A 22,899-nucleotide genomic window follows, 5' to 3' on the forward strand; every position below is an offset into this window, starting at 1 on the left:
CCTCACATTCCTTTCACTTACTTTCAACCGTCGCCTCAATAAGGGGATTTTCGGCTGCAAGCCTTGTCATGGAATGAACGCAACAGACGCCTCGACCCTGCACGCATCAAGCGGCCCACGCCGCCATGCGGGTTGCCACGCGCCCGCACCGCTTGCGTTCGGCCCGTGTTGAACAGGGGCCGGTCTGTGTGTGCAACTCCCCACTGCCATGCAGCCAGCCACCCCTTCATTGACCCGCAGCCCCAGTGGTTGGCGCCTGGCTCCACTTACCACGGCGACCGCTCTCGTTCACTCGTGCCGCCAGCAGTGCGTGCCAGTCAACCCACGCAACAGACCTGCTGCGAACACACCGATTTAACCGGATCAGCACCATGACCAACACGTCCCACACCACCGACACGGCCACGCACCAAATCGTCTTCATCGACAGCCGGGTGCCCGACCTCCAGTCCATCATCGCGGCCGCACAGCCGGGTGTGAAGGTGGTGGTGCTCAGTGCGAGCGAAAGCGGTGTGTCCCAGATGGCCAAGGCGTTGGAAGGCGAGCACGGCCTGACATCCATCAGTGTCGTCTCGCATGGCGACAAGGGCGTTCTGTTACTGGGCAATGGGCCTTTGTTCACAGGCAACATCGAACAGCACCAGACCGAGTTGCAGGCAATCGGCGCAGCACTGGGGCCCGATGGTGACCTCCAGCTGTACGGCTGCGATGTGGGAGCGGGTGAGGTAGGCGCGCAATTCATGCAAGCCCTGTCTGACGCCACCGGGGCGGACGTAGCTGCGTCCAATGATTCGACTGGCGGCTCCGGCAAGGCAGGAGACTGGGATCTGGAGGTGTCCACAGGCCAGGTCGAAGCGCCCGTAGCACTGAATGTGCAGGCACTGGCAGGCTATGAATACAGCCTGCATACGGCCAGCGTCAGCACTGTGGCGCAGCTCAAGGCTGCAATCACCACCGGCAACACCGACGGCTCCAATGACGTCATCACGCTCACGGGCAATATCACCTTCGCCAGTGCGGCCGACACCATCGCCATCAACGTGACAGACGGTAAAACGATGTCCATCGTCGGCGGCGGGTTCACATTGAGCGGCAACAACGTTGCGCAGGTGTTGAACACGACAACGAGCGGGGCAGGCAGCGAAATATCGATTGACAACCTGACCATTACCAATGGCTTTGTGACCGGCGCCGGTGGCGACCGCGCAGCAGGTGCGGGGGGCGCAGGTGGTGACTCGCTCGGGGCAGGCATCTCCAATGCAGGCACCCTGACCATTACCAACAGCACCATTACCGGCAACAAAGCAGCAGGTGGCGGCGGTGCTGGTGGCAACCTCTTCAACGGCAGCGGAGCAGGCGCCGGTGGTGGTGGCGGCGGCTACGGGACCACATTTGGGGGTGCCAGCGGGAATAACTTTGGCGGAAACATCCAAGCGGGACCGAGCGCTGGCATCGGTGGACACGGGGGCGGCTACGTCAAAGGTGGCGACTTCCTGGGAGGCCGCGGCGGATCGACAGTGGGCGGACTAGGTGCAAACTATGGCGGCTATTCATTTGGCGGCACAGGGGGTTCCGCCAATGCAGGTGGCACGCTGAAGATAGGCGGCGGTGGGGGTGGAGCTGGGTACGATGCCGCCGGCGGGCGTGGTGGCAACGCTGTTGGCGGTGTTTTCAACAGCGGAACGATCACTTTTTTAACCACGTCCATCACCAACAACATTGGTGCTGGCGGTGGTGGCGGTGGTGGCAGCACTGCCGGGCACGGTACCGCCAACGGTGGTGCCGGTGGCAACGGTGTTGGTGGTATCTGGTCCACCGGGACCTTGCAAATGGATGCCGCGTCATCAAGTTCGCTGGCGACAAACAACAAAGGCGGCGGTGGGGCGGGTGGTATTGCAGGTGGTGGCTCCGATGGCGTAGTAGGGGCGACTGCAAATACAAATCTGGGCACGATAACGCCCATTCCGCCGACCATCACCAGTGCTGCTTACGATGCCAGCGCCGGCACCCTGATGGTTACCGGCGCCAGCATGACCACCGGCGACACCATCGATGTGACCAAGCTCAGCCTCACCGGCCAAGGAGGCACCTACGCCCTGACAAGCACCAACGTCACGGCCACCAGCGCCACGGCGTTCTCCGTCACCTTGAACGCCGCAGACAAGCTGGCCGTCAATGGCGTGCTGAACAACAATGGCACAGCCTCGGTTGGTGCCACCACCTTCAACCTGGCCGGCGCGGCCAATTGGGATACCACTGCGTCCGCCCCGGCCGACCTCACCGGAAACGCCGTGACTGTCTCCAACGTCACCGCCCCCACCATCACCAGCGCCACCTACGATGGCACCACCCACGTCTTCACCGTCACCGGCACGGGCCTGGTCAAGACCCTAGGAGCCACCAACGACGTCACGGTGTCCACCCTGACCATCACCGGCGAAGGGGGTGCCACCCGCACCCTGTCCACCACGGGCAATGTGGAGGTCACCTCGGCCACCAGCTTCACCTTCACCCTGGCCGGCGCCGACATTGCGGCAGTGGACTCCCTGCTCAACAAGAACGGAACGTCTTCTGCAGGTGCCACCACCTACAACCTGGCGGCTGCCGACGATTGGAACAGCGTGGTCACAGGTGGCAATATCGCGGATGCGACGAACGCCATCACGGTCTCCAACGCTGCGCCGAGCATCCTCTCGTCTACCTACGATGCGGCCACCGGCATCCTCTCGGTCTCGGCCCTGAACATCGTCGGTGGAGACACCATTGATGTGACCAAGCTGTCCCTCACAGGCCAGGCAGGCAGCTACACCCTGACCACGGCCAACGTCACGGCCAGCAGCTCCACGGCGTTCTCGGTCACCCTGAATGCCGCAGACAAGCTGGCCATCAACGGCATCCTGAACACCAACGGCACTACGGCGGTGGACACCACCACCTTCAACTTGGCCGCTGCGGCCAACTGGGATGCGACCACCACGTCGAGTGCCGACCTCACGGGCAATGGCGTCACGGTCAGCAACGTCGCAGCCCCCACCATCACGTCTGCCACTTACGACGGCACGACCCATGTCTTCACTGTCACCGGCACGGGCCTGGTCAAGACGATTGGCGCCACCAACGATGTCACGATCAACAAGCTAACGATCATCGGAGAGGGTGGCGCCACGCGCACCCTGTCCACCACCGGCAATGTGGAAGTCACATCTGCCACCAGCTTCACCTTCACCGTGGCGGGTGCCGATATCGCGGCGGTCGATGCCCTGCTCAACAAGAACGGTACTTCTTCGGCAGGTGCCACCGCCTACAACCTGGCGGCGGCCGACGACTGGAACAGTGTCATCACCGGTGGCAGCATTGCCGACCTCACGGGTAATAGCATCACGGTCTCCAACGCAGCGCCCAGCATTGCCAGTGCCACCTACGACGCTGCCACCGGCATCCTCACCGTCTCGGCCCTGAACATCGTCGGCGGCGACACCATCGACGTCTCCAAGCTGTCCCTCACCGGCCAGGGCGGCAGCTACACGCTGACTACCGCCAACGTCACGGCCAGCAGCGCCACCGCTTTCTCGGTCACGCTCAATGCCGCAGACAAGCTGGCCATCAACGGCATCCTGAACAAGACCGGCACCTCGGCGGTGGATACCACCACCTTCAACCTGGCCGCTGCCGCCAACTGGGACCAGACCACCACGTCCAGTGCCGATCTCACCGGCAATGCGGTCACGGTATCGAATGTCGCTGCCCCCACCATCACCAGTGCCACCTACGACGGCACGACCCATGTCTTCACTGTCACCGGCACCAACCTGGTCAAGACCATCGGTGCCACCAACGACGTCACGGTGTCCACCCTGACCATCACCGGCGAAGGGGGTGCCACCCGCACCCTGTCCACCACGGGCAATGTGGAGGTCACCTCGGCCACCAGCTTCACCTTCACCCTGGCCGGCGCCGACATTGCGGCAGTGGACTCCCTGCTCAACAAGAACGGAACGTCTTCTGCAGGTGCCACCACCTACAACCTGGCGGCTGCCGACGATTGGAACAGCGTGGTCACAGGTGGCAATATCGCGGATGCGACGAACGCCATCACGGTCTCCAACGCTGCGCCGAGCATCCTCTCGTCTACCTACGATGCGGCCACCGGCATCCTCTCGGTCTCGGCCCTGAACATCGTCGGTGGAGACACCATTGATGTGACCAAGCTGTCCCTCACAGGCCAGGCAGGCAGCTACACCCTGACCACGGCCAACGTCACGGCCAGCAGCTCCACGGCGTTCTCGGTCACCCTGAATGCCGCAGACAAGCTGGCCATCAACGGCATCCTGAACACCAACGGCACTACGGCGGTGGACACCACCACCTTCAACTTGGCCGCTGCGGCCAACTGGGATGCGACCACCACGTCGAGTGCCGACCTCACGGGCAATGGCGTCACGGTCAGCAACGTCGCAGCCCCCACCATCACGTCTGCCACTTACGACGGCACGACCCATGTCTTCACTGTCACCGGCACGGGCCTGGTCAAGACGATTGGCGCCACCAACGATGTCACGATCAACAAGCTAACGATCATCGGAGAGGGTGGCGCCACGCGCACCCTGTCCACCACCGGCAATGTGGAAGTCACATCTGCCACCAGCTTCACCTTCACCGTGGCGGGTGCCGATATCGCGGCGGTCGATGCCCTGCTCAACAAGAACGGTACTTCTTCGGCAGGTGCCACCGCCTACAACCTGGCGGCGGCCGACGACTGGAACAGTGTCATCACCGGTGGCAGCATTGCCGACCTCACGGGTAATAGCATCACGGTCTCCAACGCAGCGCCCAGCATTGCCAGTGCCACCTACGACGCTGCCACCGGCATCCTCACCGTCTCGGCCCTGAACATCGTCGGTGGCGACACCATCGATGTGTCCAAACTGTCCCTCACCGGCCAGACCGGCAGCTACACCCTGACCACGGCCAACGTCACGGCCAGCAGCTCCACGGCCTTTGCGGTCACGCTGAACGCCGCCGACAAGCTGGCCATCAATGGCATCCTGAACACCAACGGCACCTCTGCGGTGGACACCACGGTGTTCAACCTGGCCGCTGCCGCCAGCTGGGATGCGACCACCACGTCCAGCGCCGATCTCACGGGCAACAGTGTCATCGTCTCCAACGTAGCCGCCCCCACCGTCACCTCGGCCACCTACGACGGCACCACCAATACCCTGGTGGTCACCGGCACCGGCCTGGTCAAGACCATCGGCGCCCCCAACGACGTCACCGTCAACAAGCTCACCATCACCGGCGAAGGCGGTGCCACCTACACCCTGTCCACCTCCGGCAATGTGGAGGTCACATCGGCCACCAGCTTCACCGTCACCCTCGCCGGTGCGGACATCGCCGGCGTCGCCTCGCTGCTCAACAAGAACGGTACTTCTTCGGCCAGCAGCGCCACCACCTACAACATCGCTGCTGCCGATGACTGGAACAGCGTCATCACCGGCGGCAACATCGCCGACCTCACGGGCAACGGCATCACCGTTGCCAACGCCGCCCCGAGCATCCTCTCGTCCGCCTACGATGCCGCCACCGGCATCCTCTCGGTATCGGCCGTGAACATCGTCGGTGGCGACACCATCGATGTGAGCAAGCTGTCGGTCGTCGGCCAGGGCGGGGGCTCCTACACCCTGACCAGTGGCAACGTCGCCGCTGCCAGCGCCACGGCGTTCTCGGTCACGCTCAATGCCGCAGACAAGCTGGCCGTGGGCGGCCTGCTGAACAAGGCCGGCACCACGGCCGCAGACGCCACCACCTTCAACCTGGCCGCCGCCGCCAGCTGGGATGCGACGACCACCTCGGGTGCAGACCTGACGGGCAACGCGGTGACCGTGTCGAATGTCTCGGCACCCACCATCACCTCGGCCACCTACGACGTCACCACCCACATCCTCACGGTCACCGGCACCAACCTGGTCCAGACCCTGGGGGCGACGAACGACGTCACCGTCGCGGCCCTGACCATCACCGGCGAAGGCGGTGTGGCCCGCACCCTGTCCACCACCGGCAATGTGGAGGTGCTCTCGGCCACCAGCTTTGCCGTGACCCTGGCCGGCGCCGACGTCGCTGCCGTCGAGGCGCTGTTCAACAAGAACGGCACCACCTCCACCAGCGGCACCACCTACAACCTGGCTGCGGCCGACGACTGGAACAGCGTGGTCACCGGCGGCGACATTGCCGATCTCACCGGCAATGCCATCACGGTCTCGAACGTGCCCGTGCCCACCATCACCAGCGCCACCTACAACGTGGCCACGGGGGCACTGGTGGTCACCGGCACGGGCTTGGGCTCCAAGGCGGGACCTGCCAATGACATCGTTGCGAGCAAGTTCACCCTGACCGGCGAGGGCAACGCCACCTACACGCTGACCACCACCGCCAATGTGGACATCACCAGCGCCACGTCGTTCACGCTGATCCTGAGCCCGGTCGACCAGGCAGCCGTGCGCGCCATCGCCAACAAGAACGGCACCAGTTCTACCAGCGGCACCACCTACAACCTGGCTGCGGCCGAGGACTGGGCTGCCGGGGCGGATGCCGCCGTGGTGCTGGCCGACCTCACGGGCAATGGCATCACCGTGGCCAGCGTGGCCGTGCCCACCGTCACCAGCGCCACCTACAACGTGGGCACCGGGGTGCTGGTGGTCACCGGCACCGGGCTGCTGGGCCGGGCGGGCGCTGCCAACGACATCGTCGCCAACAAGCTGACCTTCACCGGCCAGGCCGGGGGCACCTACACGCTGACCGATACCCCGGACGCCGACATCGCCAGCTCCACCAGCTTCACCCTGACGCTGAGCGCCACCGACAAGACCGCCGTGAACCTGCTGCTCAACAAGGAGGGCACCGCCTCCAACGGCGGCACCACCTACAACATTGCCCTGGCAGAAGACTGGAACGCCGGGGCCGACGCGGCCGTGGTGATCGCCGATCTCACGGGCAATGCGGTCACCGCCAGCGGCTTCCCCTCGGACGGTGGCGGCACCCCACCCGCCGGCACCCCCATCGACGGCGTGCCTGTCATCACCGAACCGGGCCCCGGCGGCTCCACCATCATCACCATCCCGGTGGTGCTGCCCACCCGGCCCGATACCCCTGGCACACCCTCTCCGCTGGCCGACATCCCCTTGGTCACCTCGCCCAGCGGCACCCCCATCGTCTCGGTCAGCGTGCCCACCGGGGTGGGGCTGCAGGCCGAGGGCCTGACCACCACGACCATGGGCTCCGCCGCCCTGGCAGAACTGGGGTTCCGCATCGAGCGGGTCACCGGCAACAACCCCGAGCTGACCAACGCCGGCCAGGTGTTCTATGCCACCCTCAATCCCAATGAACCGCTGTCGGTGCAGATCCTCAAACCCACCATCGGTGCCGGCTACGACGGCACCCAGCCCCTGGTGATCAATGGCAGCAACAACCCCGCCGACGGCAAGCAGGCCGTGATCCTGGATGCCCGCTCCCTGCCTTCGGGCACGGTGATCCAGGTGGACAACATCGAGTTCATCGCCGTGGTGGGCAATGTGCGCCTGATCGGCGGCGCCGGCCAGAACGCGGCCAGCGGCGACAGCGGTGCCCAATGGATCGTGCTGGGCCCCGATGACGACATCATCCACGGCGGTGGCGGCAACGATGTGGTCGGCAGCGAGGCCGGCGATGACCAGGTCTTTGGCGATGCCGGGGACGACATCGTGTTTGGCGGCGCGGGCAATGACCTGCTCTCGGGCGGCACCGGCAGTGACCGCCTGAATGGGGGCACGGGCTTTGACGTGGCGATCCAGGAGGGCACACGCGCCGACTACACCGTGACTCTCGAAGGCGCAGGCATCAAGCTGACCCATACCGCCAGTGGCGTCTCCGACTGGCTGGTGGATGTGGAGCAGGTGCGCTTTGCGACGGGCCCAAGCCTGACGGTGGCGCACAGCGCCGCCGAAGAAGCGGGTGCCTACCTGTTCCAGAAGTGGCTGGGGCGCGATCTGAACCAGGGCGAGGGGGCCATCATCCAGAGCCTGACGGGCAAGACGGCGCTGGAAGTGGCCACGCTGTTCGCCCAGGTCTTCCCCGAGCAGAGTGCGGGCAAGACGCCTGCCCAACTGCTGGAAGGCATGGGTGCAGCGGGAGCCGTGCGCGTGGATGCCGTGCGCGATATCACTGTGACCGGCGATGCAGGCAACAACACGATCAGCCCGACGCTGGGCCTGGCGCGGTATGTGGATGGAGGGGCGGGCATCGACACCGTGGTCATCCCGGCCACCCTCTCACAGACCTATGTGCAGTCCCAGAACAATGGCAGCTTCACCCTGCAGCGCCTGACCGATGGGGCGATGCTGGATGTGACGCGGGTGGAGCGGGTCACGTTCAATGACACTAGGCTGGCCTTGGACCTGAACGGCCATGCGGGCGAAGCGGCCAAGCTGCTGGGTGCCCTGGGCGGGCCGGCTTTGCTCACCAACAAGGGCGTGGTGGGCGAGGTGATCCGCCTGCTGGATGCCGGGGCCAGCAGCCAGACCATTGCGGGGCTGGGGCTGCAGTTGCTGGGAGCGAGCACGCCCACGCAGATTGCGCAGACGCTGTGGACGAATGTGGTGGGCCGGGCGGGTACGGACAGCGAACTCAAGCTGCTGACCGACATCATGGCTGGGGGGGTATCAGCCTCCGAGCTGACGGTGATGGCGGCGAATCTGGAGCTGAACGCGGTGCGGATTGATCTGGTGGGGCTGGCGGCCAAGGGGATCGAGTTCGCCTGATGGCGACGGGGACGCCAAAGCGCCCCAAACAATAAACACATCGCCCTGCCGCTTGCTTTCTGGTAGAAAGAATGGTCGCGGCCGATCACATCCTGGGCTTCTCCAGCCCATGCCGCTGTGCCGCACGCCCCCAAGCCGGACGCCCGCGCAGGTATCCGGTCCCCCATGGAGCTCTGATGCCGCAGGCATGCGGTCTCCTGGCCGCCAGAACGAGGATGCAATCAGCATGGCCTACCCTATCGACCTCACCCATCCCACAAGCGCTCACGGCCCCGTGCAGGTGGTCTTCATCTTCAACGACCTGCACGATGGGGCTGCGCTGGCGACCTCGGCCCCGCAGGGCGCCGAGGTCGTGGTGCTCGACGGCATGTGCGACGGCCTGGCGCAGATGGCCGCGCACCTGCAGGGGCGCAGTGGCATCGGCGCCCTGCATGTGCTCAGCCACGGCAGCCATGGCCGGCTGCACTGGGGCACCACGGTGCTGGATGCCGCCAGCGCCGCCGGGCATGCCGACCTGCTGCGCGCCATGGGAAGCGCGCTTGCCGACGATGGCGACGTGCTGCTCTACGGTTGCCACTCCGGCGCGGGCCGGCAAGGGGCCGCATTGCTGCGCACGCTGTCCGACCTGTTCGGGGCCAACGTGGCGGCATCCACCACGCTCACCGGATCGCCGCAGCTGGGCGGCGACTGGGTGCTCGGGCGGCAGCACGGCACCGTGCAAACCCCCGCGCTGGTGGGCCCTGCCTCCTATGCCGCAGTGCTGGCCGTGCCCGCCGACGAAAATTACGACTCCAATGGCGTCACCAACTTCTCCACGGCCAGCTTCACGCTGGATGGGATCAAGTACACGATCACGGGCACCGGCAGCTACACCAACCGGGTTTCCAACGACAGCACCCTGTCGGCGCTCGGCAACGACGCGGGCGACTACTTTCTGCGCTTCGACCGGACCAACGTCTCGGGCATTTCCAGCATCAAGGTCGAGGCTGCCGACGGCAGCGCCTTCCGGCTCAATGGCCTGAGTTTCGGTGCAGCGGCAGATGGCAACATCACCGTCACCCCCGACGTTGGATCGGCCCTGACCTACGCCAGCAGCGGCGCGACCATCCTGCAGCAGAACATCAATACCTCGGCCAACACCAGCTTCCAGAACATCACCGGTTTCACCTTCGCGGGAACGAACCTCTCCCTGGCCCTTGATGACCTGGATTTCGAGGCAGCAGTCGTATCGCTCGCCGCCATCACCGGCGCCACCTACAACGCATCGACCGGGATTCTGTCCGTCACAGGCACCAACCTCGCCAGCGGCGGCAATGTCGATGTCGGCAAGCTCGCCCTCGCCGGCCAGGGCGGCGCCAGCTACACGCTGACCAGCAGCAACGTCAACGCCAGCAGCGCCACCGCCTTTTCGGTCACCCTCAACGCGGTGGACATGCTCAACGTCAACGGCCTGCTCAACAGCAACGGCGTCGCGGCGGTGGACGCCAGCGTCTTCAACCTGGCGGCAGCGGCGGGCTGGCAGTCGGCGGCCGCCGCCGATGCCACCGGCAACGCCGTCGCCGTCTCCGGCGTGGCCGCCCCCACCATCACCAGCGCCACCTACAACACCAGCTCCCATGTCCTCACCGTCACGGGCACCAACCTGGTCAAGGCCGACGGGGCCACCAACGACGTCACGGTCAACAAGCTGACACTCACCGGCGAAGGCGGCGCCACCCGCATGCTGACCACCTCGGCCAACGTCGAGGTCACGTCGGCCACCAGCTTTGCCGTAACCCTCTCGGGCGCCGACATCGCCGCGGTGGAGGCGCTGCTCAACAAGGTCGGAAGCAGCTCCACGGGCGGCACCGTCTACAACCTGGCCGCAGCCGATGACTGGAACAGCGTGGTCACGGGCGGCAACATCGCCGACCTCACGGGCAATGCCGTCACGGTATCCATCCCGGGGCCGGCGCCCACCATCACCAGCGCCACCTACAACGCCACCAGCGGCGCCCTGGTGGTCACCGGCACCGGCTTCACCGCCCTGGCGGGGGCCGCCAACGACATCGTCGCCAACAAGTTCACCTTCACCGGCGAGGGCGACGCACAGTACACGCTGACCACCACCGCCAACGTGGAGATCACCAGCGCCACCGCCTTCACCCTGACGCTCAGCACGGCCGACCGTGCGGCCTTGAACCTGCTGGTCAACAAGAACGGCACCGGCTCCACCAGTGGCACCACCTACAACCTGGCCGCCGGCGAGGACTGGGCCGCCGGGGCGGATGCCGCATCGGTGGTGGCCGACCTCACGGGCAATGCCATCACCGTGAGCAACGTCGCCGTACCCACAGTCACCAGCGCCACCTACGACGTGGGCACCGGGGTGCTGGTGGTCACGGGCACCAACCTGCTGGGCAAGGCCGGCACCGCCAACGACATCGTGGCCAACAAGCTCACCTTCACCGGCAAGGGCGGCGGCACCTATGTGCTGACCGACACCCCCAACGTGGACACCACCAGCGCCACCACCTTCAGCCTCACGCTGAGCGCCTCCGACAAGGCCTTCGTGAACCAGTTGCTGGACAAGACCGGCACCAGCGCCACCGACAAGACCACCTACAACATCGCCTTTGCCGAAGACTGGAACGCCGGTGCCGATGCGACCGTGGTGATCGCCGACCTCACCGGCAACGCGATCACGGTCGGGGGCACGCCGCCTGCATCGAACACCGTGGATGGAACGCCGGTCATCATCACCACGGCGCCTGACGGCACCACCACCACCACGGTACCCGTGGTCGCCAGCAACCGGCCCGAAACGGCCGGCTCGGGCAGCCCGCTGGCCGACATCCCCATCGTCAAGGCCGCCGACGGCCACGCACTGGTGTCCGTCAGCATCCCCGTGGGCATGGGCGTCACGGCCGTGGGGCAGTCCGTCGGCACCACAGGCTCTGCCGCACAGGCCGAGCTCCTCAAGCGCATCGATTCTGCGGCGGGCAGCAACTCCGACCTGACCCCCCAGGCGCAGGACTTCCTGGGGACCCTGGGCTCCAGCGAATCGCTGGTGGTGCAGACCATCAAACCCATCACCGGCGCAGGCTTCAACCCCAATGTGCCCCTGGTGATCAACGGCGGCGCCGCAGCCGGTGACGGCAAGCAGGCCATCATCATCGACGCCAGCGCCCTGCCCGCGGGCACCGTGATCCATGTGGACAACGTGGAGTTCGTGGCCATCGTCGGTGCCGTGCGCACCATCGGCGGTGCCGGCCCGAACATGGCCGTCGGCGACAGTGCCGCCCAGTGGATCGTGCTCGGCCCGGGCAACGACACCCTCCACGGCGGCGCCGGCAACGACACCGTGGGCAGCGAGGCCGGTGACGACCAGGTCTACGGCGATGCGGGCGACGACATCGTCTTCGGCGGTGCGGGCAACGACCTGCTCTCGGGCGGCACGGGCAGCGACAAACTCAATGGCGGCACGGGCTTCGATGTGGCCGTGCAGGAAGGCTCGCGCGCAGATTACACGGTGGTGCTCGAAGCCAATGGCATCAAGCTGACCCATACCGCCTCGGGCGTCTCCGACTGGCTGGTCGATGTGGAGCAGGTGCGCTTTGCGACGGGCCCAAGCCTCACCGTGGCGCACAGTGCCGCCGAGGAGGCTGCCGCCTTCCTGTTCCAGAAGTGGCTGGGGCGCGATCTCACGCAGGGCGAGGGGGCCATCATCCAACCCTTCACCAGCACGTCGGCGCTGGAGGTGGCCACCTTGTTTGCCCAGTTCTTCCCGCAGCAAAGCGCGGGCAAGACGCCAGCGCAGTTGCTGGAGGGAATGAACGCCGCAGGCGCCGTGCGCGTGGATGCCATCCGCGAGGTCACCGTCACGGGCAATGCGGGCAACAACACCATCAGCCCCACATTGGGCCTGGCCCGGTATGTGGATGGCGGTGCAGGCACCGACACGGTGGTGATCCCTGCCACACTGGGCCAGACCCATGTGCAGGCCAATGGCAATGGCAACTACACGCTGCAGCGCCTGACCGATGGGGCCATGCTCGATGTGACGCAGGTCGAACGCGTCACTTTCAGCGACACCAAGCTGGCGCTGGACCTCGCCGGCAACGCCGGCCAGGCAGCCAAGCTGCTCGGTGCCCTGGGCGGCCCAGCACTGCTGACCAACAAGGGCGTGGTGGGCGAGGTGATCCGCCTGCTGGACGCTGGCGCCACCAGCCAGACCATCGCAGGCATCGGCCTGCAGGCCTTGGGCGTGCAAACGCCCAACCAAGTCGCGCAGCTCTTGTGGACCAACGTGGTGGGCCGCGCGGGCACGCAGGCCGAGCTCAAGCTGATCACCGACCTGATGGCCAGCGGGGTTTCGTTCAATGAGGTAGTGGTGATGGCGGCCAACCTGGATGCTACGGCCGTGCGCATCGACCTGGTGGGCCTCACGAGCAAGGGGCTTGAATTCGCCTGAGGGCGAAGGGACCTGACTCTCGGATTCAGTGGACCAATGCATGCCAAACATGCTTTGCCAAACTGGTCGCCCCGGCGTTAGCATGCAGCAACCCTGGCATGCGCCTCGGCCCACCCACCGGGAACCGCCATGCCACCCAGCCCACCGCAATCCCCCATCACCGGCCGCCAGCGCGTGGTGCAGGTCTGCCTCTTCCTCGTCGCCGCCATCTCCATCTTCGGCGGCACGCTGCAGATGTTCCTCGGCCAGCCCGACACCACACCCCGGCTGGACAACGTGCACCGCTTCATGGCGGGCGTGTACCTGTCGATGGGCTTCATCTCCGCATGGACCGCCGTCACCATCCGCCAGCAGGGCACGCTGGTCTACCTGATCGCTCTGGGCGTGGCGATGGCCGCCGTGGGGCGCCTGGTCTCGATGAGCCAGGTGGGCCTGCCCGAGCCGGCTGCTGCCTGGATCGGCTACCTGGTGCCCGAGCTGGTCGTGCCCATCATCCTGGCCCTGGCACACCGCAACCCCAGGCCGTCGGCCTGAAGAGCCGGCCGCCCGCGCACCTGCTGTCCGTGCAATTGGGCAAGGCCTTTTTCGACCTGCAGCTTCGCTTCGCACACCGCGTGGCGACATTGGCGGGCATGCCCTTGGCCCAGGCCCTTCTCGACTACACCAACCTGTATGTGCGCTGGGGCATGGGGCGTGAATTCGATGCCACGCACCCGGTATGGCAGGCCTACCTCTGTGGCCTGGCCTCGTCCTGCACAGCCAACCAGAATTGGACCTGGCATTTCTACCAAGGCCGCCGGGCGCACGACATTCCCGCTCCTGCGGCCGCCAGCGTGGGCTGCTTTGCGTACGTCCTGGCGGGCCCCGGCCATATCCGGCTGCACTTCCACAACTCCGACGCATCGGGGCAGTCACCCCTGGCGGCCTCCCGCCGCGAGCACCGCGCGCAAGAACTCGCTGCCCTCTTCGACCTGGTCCAGCGCAACGAGCCGCCAGGGGTTCGCGTGCTGGGCACCTCATGGCTCTACCAGATCGAGGCCTATCGCCGCCTCTTCCCCGCAGGCTACTTGGCCACCGCCGTGCCCGTGCAGCGCTTTCGCAATATGCCGCTGTGGGGCCAGTTCCTGGACCGGCATGGCGCGCTCAAGCCCGAGATCGCCGAACCCTTCGTGCGACGCGTGGAACGCGCCGCCGACCTGCAGGGCCTCACCGCCTGCTTCGCCCTGCAACCGCTCGCGCTGGATGCACCGGTAGCGGTGTTCCTGGGCGGGCGTGGCATCGCGGCTGGCACACTGCAGGGCCATTCCAACCCTGCCTGAAATCAACCCATGGTGTTCTTCGCCCATACCCGCCAGGGATATGAAAACTACCTCTCTCTCGGCCTGACCGCCACAGCACCGCTGTGGGTGACCGCGAACGTGCTTGCCGAGGACGAGTTGCACGGCCCCGAACTCACTGTGGCCAACGTCAGCATCTTCAGCTACACCATCGACCCCGGCGACACAGATGCCATGGCGGGTGCCGTGCTCACCATCGCAGAGCACCACCCCGGCCACACCATCTGGGCCGAAGGCATGGCTGTCTTCGACTGACACCGGGGGGCAAGGGCACGGAACCTATGCACGCAGGCTCATATGCCGCCGCCTGCACTCCCGTGACGCGGATCACTTTCGCGCGCATTTGCAAGACGCATCCTCTGGATTACAGACAGCGGCCGATGTAACATGTAGTTTCATATCACCAGCCCCGGTACGGTCGGCAAATTCTTCACCCCAATGGCCACCCGCGTGACTACGCTGCACACCCATTACGACAACCTGAAGGTGGCGCGCGATGCGTCGCCGGCGGCGATCGATGCTGCCTACCAGGCCATGGTGCGCAGGTTTGGCCCCGGGCACAACGCAGGCGACCCCCAGGCCGCGCGCAAGATGGCCATCATCGACACCTCGTACGCCGTGCTCTCCAACCCCCACCAGCGCGCGCTGCACGACCTGTGGGTGGACCAGAACGACGAAGTGGATACAGCGCCCCCCTCCATCCAGCCCCTGTGGATGCACAGCGAGACGCCGCGCTACAGCCACGCCACGGCGCATGGGCTGCAATCGGGCAGCAGCATCAACGGGGGCAGCAACCGCCATCGCCGCCGCCGCAACCGGGCGCATGCGCCCGCCACCAGCGCCCTGGCGCAGCACCTGCAGCGCAACTGGAGCCTGTACGCCCTGGGCGCCGTGGTGGCCTGCCTGGCCTTGGTCACCCTGGTACCCCGGCCCTTTCTGGGCGATGACAACGACATCGGCGCCGCAGCATCCGGGCCGCTGCGCGGGTTCGCGGTGCCCGTGTTCTTTGTGCCGCGCTACAACCGCCCCGCCACCGACCCCAATGGCCAGCCCTGGCCCGCCAGTGCCGGCTACCTCGCCAGCTACCCGCAGCTGAACACCGATGGGGCGGCACGCCTGACCGTGGACAACAGCCACAACGATTGCGACATGTTCGTCAAACTGGTGTCGCTGGACGGCATGCAGCCCCAGGCCGTGCGCCACCTGTACGTGCCCGCCTTCCGCCGCTTCGCCGTGGAGCAGCTCAGCGCCGGCCGCTACGAAGTGCGCTACCGCAACCTGGCCACCGGCGCCCTCGCCCGCTCAAGTGCCGTGGCCGTGCAGGAAGCCGGCGCACCAACGGATCAGCAGGGCAACGCGAGCAGCGACACCGGCCCCACCGTGGCGCTGCACAAGCAGCCCCAGGGCAACCCGCGTGCGCTGCAGCTGGCAGAGGCGGATTTCTTCTGAGGGGCGGGGCAAACTGACGCTGCGGGGGCGCGCATGCCGCCGCAGGCGCCCTCATCTGGACGCATTGCGCTGCCTGGCGCGGCGCGAAAACATGTTGAGCAGCTCGACCAGCGCCGAGAACGCCATGGCCGCGTAGATATAGCCCTTGGGGATGGCAGCGCCAAAGCCCTCTGCGATCAGCGTGGTGCCGATCAGCAGCAGAAAGCCCAGCGCCAGCATCACGATGGTCGGGTTGGCCTGGATGAAATTGGCCAGCGGCGTGGCGGCGAACAGCATCACCCCGACAGTGACTAGGATCGCCACCACCATGATGGGAATGTGCTCCGTCATGCCCACGGCGGTGATGATGCTGTCGATAGAGAACACCAGGTCCAGCAGCAGGATCTGCCCGATGGCGGCCGGCACCGTCAGCCCCACGCTCTGGGGCGTGAACACATCCGGCCCGGGGTCCGGGTCCACACTGTGGTGGATCTCCTTGGTCGCCTTCCACACCAGGAAGAGCCCGCCCGCGATGAGGATCATGTCGCGCCAGGAGAACCCCTTGCCGAAGACGGTGAACACCGTTGCGGTCAGCCCAACGATGAACGCGATGGTCCCCAGCAAGGCCAGCCGCATCACCAATGCAGCGCCGATTCCTATGTTGCGCGCCCGGGCACGGTCCTTCTCCGGCAGCTTGTTGGTGAGGATCGAGATGAAGATCAGGTTGTCGATGCCCAGCACCACCTCCATCGCAATCAGGGTGAGCAAGGCAATCCAGGCGGCAGGATCGGAAACGAGCGTTTGCAGGTAATTCATGGCGAGTTCGGCATTGGGCGGGGTCTCTCCATCATCCATGAACTCCGATGAAAACGCACCATGCTTGGCGAGAGCGTTTACGCCGTGGCTTTCGTCCTTTTAGGCTGGCCCGGCCGACCAGGCGCTTCGGGCCATGGGCCCGTCCGACCTTCTTCGTCAGCGATGGCCTACGTGGCACAGGCGCCAGCACAGCGACAGTGCACTGTCTCTCATCCAAGGAGGTTCACCATGAAGACCAACGTCATTGCAGCAGTCATTGCATCGGGCCTCCTGGCCTGCTCCGGCGCCCACGCCCTCACCGCCGACCAGCACAAGGCCGCCAAGGCAAAGATCGAAGCCGACTACAAATCCCAGAAGGTCCAGTGCGACACCCTCAAGGCCAACGCCAAGGATGTCTGCGAAGAAGAAGCCGAGGCGAAGGAGAAGATCGCCAAGGCCGAGCTGGAGCAGCAGTACAAGCCCAGCCCCGCCCATGCACGCAAGGTGGCCGAAGCCAAGGCCGAAGGCGCGCACGATGTCGCCAAGGAAAAGTGCGACGACCAGACGGGTGATGCCAAGAACGCCTGCGAGAAGCAGGCCAAGGCCGACTACGACAAGGCCAAGGCGGACATCAAGGCCACCAAGTTCTGAACCTGAGGGAAGGCATGCGGCGGGGTCACAATCCCTAGGTGACCACCCGCCGCAAACCACCAGCCACCGCCGCCCGCGTGCACCTGCTGCCCGTGCAGGCCATGCACCAACCCGCATTCCTTGCCGCCGTGCGCGCCAGCCGGGCACTGCACCGCCCGTGGACATCACCGCCCGCCACAACCGAGCAGTTCACTGCCTACGTGGCACGCATGCAGACGCCCGGCAACTGCGGCCTGCTGGTCGTGCGGCAAGGCGCCGGCTCGCTGGAGCTGGCGGGCGTGGTCAACATCACCAACATGGTGATGGGACCGTTCTGCAGCGGCTACCTCGGCTACTACGCCTTTGCGGGTTACGAGCGCCAGGGCCTGATGCGCGAAGGGCTCACCCTGGCCGTTCGGCATGCCTTTCGCACGCTCAAGCTGCACCGGCTGGAGGCCAACATCCAGCCTGGCAACGCCGCCTCGCTGGCACTGGTGCGGTCCTGCGGGTTCACGCAAGAAGGCTACTCGCCAAAGTACCTCAAGATCGGCGGCCGCTGGCGCGACCACGAGCGCTGGGCCATCGTGGCCAGGTAGGCCGGCGTGCAAGGCCCCAGTCCGCCTGCGGTCAATGGGGTAAAGGACTACGATGGCCGCCCCTGCCGACCGTGCGCTCAGCTTGCGCCGCCAATGGAGCAACCCATGTTCAGTACCCTCGCCGATATCGTCATCGGTTTCTTCGAGTTCGTGGTGGATGTCCTGCTGTTCCGGGGCCAGCGCCGCGCGCAGGGCCACCGGGAGCGCAGCGCCATGGAAGACACAATCGAAGTCGCGCGCTTCGATTTCGTCACGCTGTTTTTCATCGCGCTGGTCAGTGCCGGCCTGATGTTCGTCCTGACGTTCGCATTCGGTGTTCCGGCGGGCTGGAGCATAGGGATAGGCCTCACCGTCGGCGCGATCTGGGGGGTCTGGCGGTACCACCGGTTGGTGCGCGAGCCATGATGGGCACGCGCCACTGGTCGCCTCCCGGGGCCCACCGGTCTGCCGGGTCTTACGCTATCGGCGCGATAGGCAAGGCCGCTTGCAAGCTTTGTGCACCGCGCGGATAATCCACCCATTATGAAAATCCTCACCAACGTGATCAAGGCATCGTTCGCCACCTAGTTGCGCCCCTCGATCGCGTGTCGGAGGGCTGTGCGCCTTCCGGACCCAACAACCCCGGCAGGCTTCGTCCCTCCCGGGGTTTTTTGTTTTCAGACTACTCACTCACTTCTCAACCCATGCGTACCTACGACAAGTTGATCGCCACGATTCCCGACCGCCGGAGCATGAGCCCCGTGCGCCCGGGCTCCGGCGACAGCACCAGCAATTCCCATCGACGCTAGCCCCCAGGCGAATCCTTTTTTGTGATGCCTGGGCTGGCGCAATGCCAACCAGGCGGCAACTGCTCGCAGAGCCGAGTGCAGCCGCAAGAAAGACCGAAAGATTCGCCATGACCAAGAATTCACGCACCCCCAACAGCAACGCGCAACTGCGCAACCTCGGTGTCATCGCCCACGTCGACGCGGGCAAGACCACGACCACCGAACGCATCCTGTTCTACACCGGCGAAAGCCACCGCATCGGCGAAGTGCACAACGGCACGGCGCACATGGACTTCGACCCGCAGGAGCAAAAGCGCGGCATCACCATCAACAGCGCGGCCGTCACCGTGCACTGGAAGGGCACGCAGCTCAACCTGATCGACACACCCGGCCACATCGACTTCAACATCGAGGTGAACCGCTCGCTGCGCGTGCTTGATGGTGCGGTCGTCGTGTTCGACGGCGTGGCCGGCGTGGAGCCGCAGACCGAGACCAACTGGCGCCTGGCCGACAAGTACCGCGTGCCGCGCATCGCCTTCATCAACAAGCTCGACCGCGTGGGTGCCGACTTCCAGCGCGTGGTGGCCATGATGGAAGAACGCCTGGGCGTGCGCGTGGTGCCGCTGCAGATCCCCATCGGCGCGGAAGGCGACTTCCGTGGCGTGGTGGACCTGCTGAGCCTGCGCGCCCGCATCTGGGACCAGGACGACGCGAGTGCGCCCTACCGCGAAGCCGACGTGCCCGCCGACCTGCTTGAGCAAGCCGTGCGCAGCCGCGCCCGCCTGGTCGAAGCGGCAGTGGAGCAGGACGAAGCCTCCCTGCAGGCCTACGTGAACGGCGAAGAGATCGCCGGCGACGTGCTGCGCGCCGCCATCCGCAAGGGTGTGCTGGCCGGCGCCTTCGTGCCCGCGCTCGCCGGCTCGGCCTTCAAGAACCGCGGCGTGGAGCCCTTGCTCGACGCCGTGGTGGACTACCTGCCCTCGCCGGACGACATCGTGCGCGAAGGCAGCGAGAAGCCGGCTTCTGCCGCCGACCCGTTCGCTGCCCTGGCGTTCAAGGTCGTCACCGACGACCATGGCGCCAAGGTGTTCGTGCGCGTGTACAGCGGCCGGCTGGGCCGGGGCGACGTGGTGCTCAACACCAGCACGGGCAAGACCGAGCGCGTTTCGCGCCTGTACGAAGTGCATGCCGACAAGCACATCGAGCGCGACGAGCTGGTGGCCGGTGACATCGCCGCCGTCGTGGGCCTCAAGGACACGCTGACCGGGCACACCCTGAGCGACCCGGGCCACCCCGTGGTGCTGGAGCAGATTAGCGTGCCCGAGCCGGTGATCCACGTGGCCATCGAGCCCAAGGCGAGCGCGGACCAGCAAGGCCTGTCCAAGGCCCTGCAGTCCCTGCTGCGCGAGGACCCGAGCCTGCGGCTGCAGCACGACGCCGAATCCGGCCAGACCATTCTGTCCGGCATGGGCGAGCTGCAGCTCGAAGTCTCGATCGAGAAGCTGCGCGCACGCCACGGCGTCAACGTGTCGGTCGGCCGCCCCCAGGTGGCTTATCGCGAAACCATTTCGAAGAGTGTGGAGGTACACCATGTGCACAAGAAGCAAACGGGCGGCCCCGGCCAGTTCGCCGAGGTGAGGCTGCTGCTCGCCCCCCTGCCCCGGGGCGAAGGCATCCAGTTCGAGAACCGCATCGTCGGCGGCGCCGTGCCGCGCGAGTTCATCCCCGCAGTGGAGGCCGGCATCCGCCGCGCCGCCCTCACGGGTGTGGTCGCGGGCTTCCCCGCCGTGGACTTTGTGGCCACGCTGGTGGATGGCAGCTTCCATGAGCGCGACTCGTCCACGCTGGCCTTCGAGCTGGCGGCCATGGCCGCCTTCCGCGAGGCGTTCGCCAAGGCCGCGCCCCAGGTGCTCGAACCCGTGATGGCCGTCGAGGTCATCACCCCGGCCGACTACCTGGGCGATGCCATCGGCGACCTGAACCGCCGCCGCGGCGTGGTGCGCGGCCAGGGCCAACGCGGCAACGCCGCCACGGTCGAGGCCGAGGTACCGCTGAAGGAGATGTTCGGCTACATCGGCAGTTTGCGTGCGCTGTCTTCGGGGCGTGCGCAGTACTCGATGCAGCTGGACCACTACGGGGTGGTGCCTGCGGGGGCGATGGCTGCGCTGGTTCAGTGAAGTGAACTGAGCCGGGCTTGATTGCCTGGCAGCGCAAAGACGGGAGGGGCGTGGACGGGAGTCTGCGCCCCTTTTCTTTCTTGCGAAGAGCATGCATGGCCGCATTCCGCCAGAAGATCACATGGTCCTCACAGACTTCATGCTCAGCTCACACAGCGCGTCAACACTTGCGCGCAATTCTGAAACTCGTGAAGGTTGGCAATGGGTATCGTCATCATGGCTGTTGGCTTCGGCTTGTTCTGTCTGGCGCTTTTGGGAGTGGCGGTCTTCTTCACGGCAAAGGGGATCGCATACGCCCTCGGGTCAGTGGCCTACCTGCTGTTTCAACGCCGACCTCCGGCTGCAGCACTGCGTCTTGGGTCAGCCGCTTGCGCCCTCTGCCTGTTGATTCTGCTGCCCATGCGAGGGTGCGACTATCTGCAGGTGCAGATGTACCGCAAGGCGATCCCACCGCAGTTCGAACTGCTTGACACCCTCTACCACGATGAGATCTCTGGTTTTCGCGAGGGCTGCGGTGTGGCCATCTTCCGTCTTTCCGACGAGAGCATTGCGAGGATTCACCGCGGAGGGTTGACCTACCTGGAATCGGCTCGCCTGGGTCGGGTCGGCACGCCCTACTACCAGTACCAGCCGTGGACAGCCACCCCGGCTGCGAAGAAAGAGGACCTCTTTCGCGGTGCCCACTGCGTGAAAAATGCGCCCGCTTTGCTGCAGCAGGCACAGCGACTCGTTGACAAGGAAGGCGCCTTCTTCACCACCGGCCCCGAGCACGATCTGGTGCTCGTTCCTTCTATGGGATTGATCATCTTCTCGCACAACGGCTGAGTTGCAGGCCCATGAAGGCGACGCGACCCCAGAGGAACTGTCGAAACTGAAAAGCCAAAAAGAGTGCGTGACTGCTGCTGCGTTGGAGCGGCGCGGGGCCGATTTTCCTTGCCGTGCAACGGGGCGGATGATATTTTGGTCAGAATGACCAGATTCAACGAGCCCGATGGCCCACCTTCCGCCAGGCGCCCGGCCCCGCCTCCGGGGCACTGGCTGCTTCAGGATGCGAAAGCACGCTTCAGCGAGCTGGTGCGACGCGTGCGCAGCGAGGGTCCCCAGCATGTGACCATCCATGGGCGGGATGAAGTCGTCGTCATTGCGGTGGAGGACTTTCGGCGCCTGCAGGGTGCGCGGACCGGCCAGGCATTGGTCGATGCCCTTCAGGCCTCGCCCCACCAGAACATCGAGCTTGCGCTGGCACCACCCGTGGCCGCACCCGTTCGGGACGTGGAGCTGTGAAGGGCTTCCTGCTCGACACGAACATCCTGCCCGAGTTGCGGCGTCCCCGCCCGGAACCCCGGGTGGTCGCCTTCGTCAGCGCCCAAGCGCTTGAAAGCCTTTTCGTCAGCTCCGTCACCTTCGCCGAAATCCGTTTCGGCATCGAGCGGATCGACGACCTTCACAAGCGTTCGGTCCTGACGGATTGGCTGAACCTCGAACTGCGTCCGATGTTCGAGAACCGGTTGCTGCCGGTCAGCGAGGATGCCATGCTTCGATGGAGACTCCTGGTCGAGGAAAATCGCAAAGCGGGCCACACCTTTCCGCAGCCGGACCCCATCATTGCAGCCACCGCCTTGCACCATGGCCTGTCCGTCGTGACCCGGGATACCGGCGGGTATGACAAGACAGGCGTTTCACTGGGCAATCCTTGGGTGAATTGAAGGTGAATTCGCAATAGCAAAGTACCCTATCTGATGGTGCAAAACGAGCGCAGAACCACCAGCTCACGCCGGCACTGCCTTCATGCCATCAATTCCAGTGATTGATTGCACTCGCAGCATTTCTACAAACTGCGCTCCCGCCAACAGCAGCGCAATCGTCTCATTGTGGCCGCCATTGCGCTGGCTTCCGTGTTGCGTTTCCGCGCCACCGCTTGTCG

The 22,899-nt window shown here is 65.7% G+C and carries 14 protein-coding genes; 13 read left to right on the plus strand and 1 reads right to left on the minus strand.

Annotated features, from left to right (window positions below):
- The first annotated feature begins 371 nt into the window (after positions 1 to 371).
- The 6 genes from ACSQ9E_RS15470 to ACSQ9E_RS15495 all read left to right on the plus strand — a co-directional run bounded on the left by ACSQ9E_RS15470 (position 372) and on the right by ACSQ9E_RS15495 (position 16,031).
- Positions 372 to 8,792: a DUF4347 domain-containing protein gene (locus ACSQ9E_RS15470; RefSeq protein ID WP_436218367.1), complete on the plus strand. Its 8,421-nt coding sequence runs from the start codon at positions 372 to 374 to the stop codon at positions 8,790 to 8,792.
- Between the two features lie 226 nt (positions 8,793 to 9,018).
- Positions 9,019 to 13,245, plus strand: coding sequence for a DUF4347 domain-containing protein (locus ACSQ9E_RS15475; protein ID WP_436218368.1), 4,227 nt, complete (start codon positions 9,019 to 9,021; stop codon positions 13,243 to 13,245).
- A 129-nt stretch (positions 13,246 to 13,374) separates the two neighbouring features.
- Complete coding sequence (locus tag ACSQ9E_RS15480) at positions 13,375 to 13,779, plus strand: DUF4345 domain-containing protein (protein ID WP_436177979.1); 405 nt, start codon at positions 13,375 to 13,377, stop codon at positions 13,777 to 13,779.
- Positions 13,780 to 13,808: 29 nt separating this feature from the next.
- Positions 13,809 to 14,564: a hypothetical protein gene (locus tag ACSQ9E_RS15485; RefSeq protein WP_436218369.1), complete on the plus strand. Its 756-nt coding sequence runs from the start codon at positions 13,809 to 13,811 to the stop codon at positions 14,562 to 14,564.
- A gap of 9 nt (positions 14,565 to 14,573) precedes the next feature.
- Positions 14,574 to 14,837: a hypothetical protein gene (locus tag ACSQ9E_RS15490; RefSeq protein WP_057267334.1), complete on the plus strand. Its 264-nt coding sequence runs from the start codon at positions 14,574 to 14,576 to the stop codon at positions 14,835 to 14,837.
- A gap of 195 nt (positions 14,838 to 15,032) precedes the next feature.
- Entirely contained in the window at positions 15,033 to 16,031 is a 999-nt protein-coding gene (locus ACSQ9E_RS15495; protein WP_436218370.1) for a J domain-containing protein, read from the plus strand.
- A gap of 51 nt (positions 16,032 to 16,082) precedes the next feature.
- On the opposite strand, the gene ACSQ9E_RS15500 is transcribed toward ACSQ9E_RS15495, so the two are convergent.
- The gene (locus ACSQ9E_RS15500; protein WP_436218371.1) at positions 16,083 to 16,826 is read right to left on the minus strand and encodes a TerC family protein; all 744 of its coding nucleotides are present in this window, start codon (positions 16,824 to 16,826) and stop codon (positions 16,083 to 16,085) included.
- Between the two features lie 228 nt (positions 16,827 to 17,054).
- Between ACSQ9E_RS15500 and ACSQ9E_RS15505 the strand changes: the two genes are divergently transcribed.
- The 7 genes from ACSQ9E_RS15505 (at position 17,055) to ACSQ9E_RS15535 (ending at position 22,681) form a co-directional block, all read left to right on the plus strand.
- Positions 17,055 to 17,456 carry a hypothetical protein gene (locus ACSQ9E_RS15505; RefSeq protein WP_057199782.1) on the plus strand — a complete coding sequence of 134 codons (402 nt, stop codon included), beginning with the start codon at positions 17,055 to 17,057 and terminating at the stop codon, positions 17,454 to 17,456.
- A 38-nt stretch (positions 17,457 to 17,494) separates the two neighbouring features.
- A complete protein-coding gene (locus ACSQ9E_RS15510) occupies positions 17,495 to 18,031 on the plus strand; it encodes a GNAT family N-acetyltransferase (RefSeq protein WP_369819429.1) in 537 nt (178 codons plus the stop codon).
- A gap of 105 nt (positions 18,032 to 18,136) precedes the next feature.
- Positions 18,137 to 18,436: a hypothetical protein gene (locus ACSQ9E_RS15515; RefSeq protein ID WP_157412307.1), complete on the plus strand. Its 300-nt coding sequence runs from the start codon at positions 18,137 to 18,139 to the stop codon at positions 18,434 to 18,436.
- A gap of 490 nt (positions 18,437 to 18,926) precedes the next feature.
- Positions 18,927 to 20,975, plus strand: coding sequence for an elongation factor G (gene fusA / locus ACSQ9E_RS15520; protein ID WP_057199780.1), 2,049 nt, complete (start codon positions 18,927 to 18,929; stop codon positions 20,973 to 20,975).
- A gap of 201 nt (positions 20,976 to 21,176) precedes the next feature.
- Positions 21,177 to 21,800 carry a hypothetical protein gene (locus ACSQ9E_RS15525; protein ID WP_057199779.1) on the plus strand — a complete coding sequence of 208 codons (624 nt, stop codon included), beginning with the start codon at positions 21,177 to 21,179 and terminating at the stop codon, positions 21,798 to 21,800.
- A gap of 144 nt (positions 21,801 to 21,944) precedes the next feature.
- On the plus strand, positions 21,945 to 22,259 hold the full coding sequence (locus ACSQ9E_RS15530; RefSeq protein ID WP_057267340.1) for a type II toxin-antitoxin system Phd/YefM family antitoxin: 315 nt from the start codon (positions 21,945 to 21,947) through the stop codon (positions 22,257 to 22,259).
- A complete protein-coding gene (locus ACSQ9E_RS15535; RefSeq protein ID WP_057199778.1) occupies positions 22,256 to 22,681 on the plus strand; it encodes a type II toxin-antitoxin system VapC family toxin in 426 nt (141 codons plus the stop codon). The genes ACSQ9E_RS15530 and ACSQ9E_RS15535 overlap by 4 nt, the downstream gene beginning before the upstream one ends.
- The last annotated feature ends 218 nt before the right edge of the window (positions 22,682 to 22,899 follow it).

Source organism: Acidovorax sp. LjRoot118, from assembly GCF_964253575.1.
GTDB lineage: Bacteria > Pseudomonadota > Gammaproteobacteria > Burkholderiales > Burkholderiaceae_C > Acidovorax.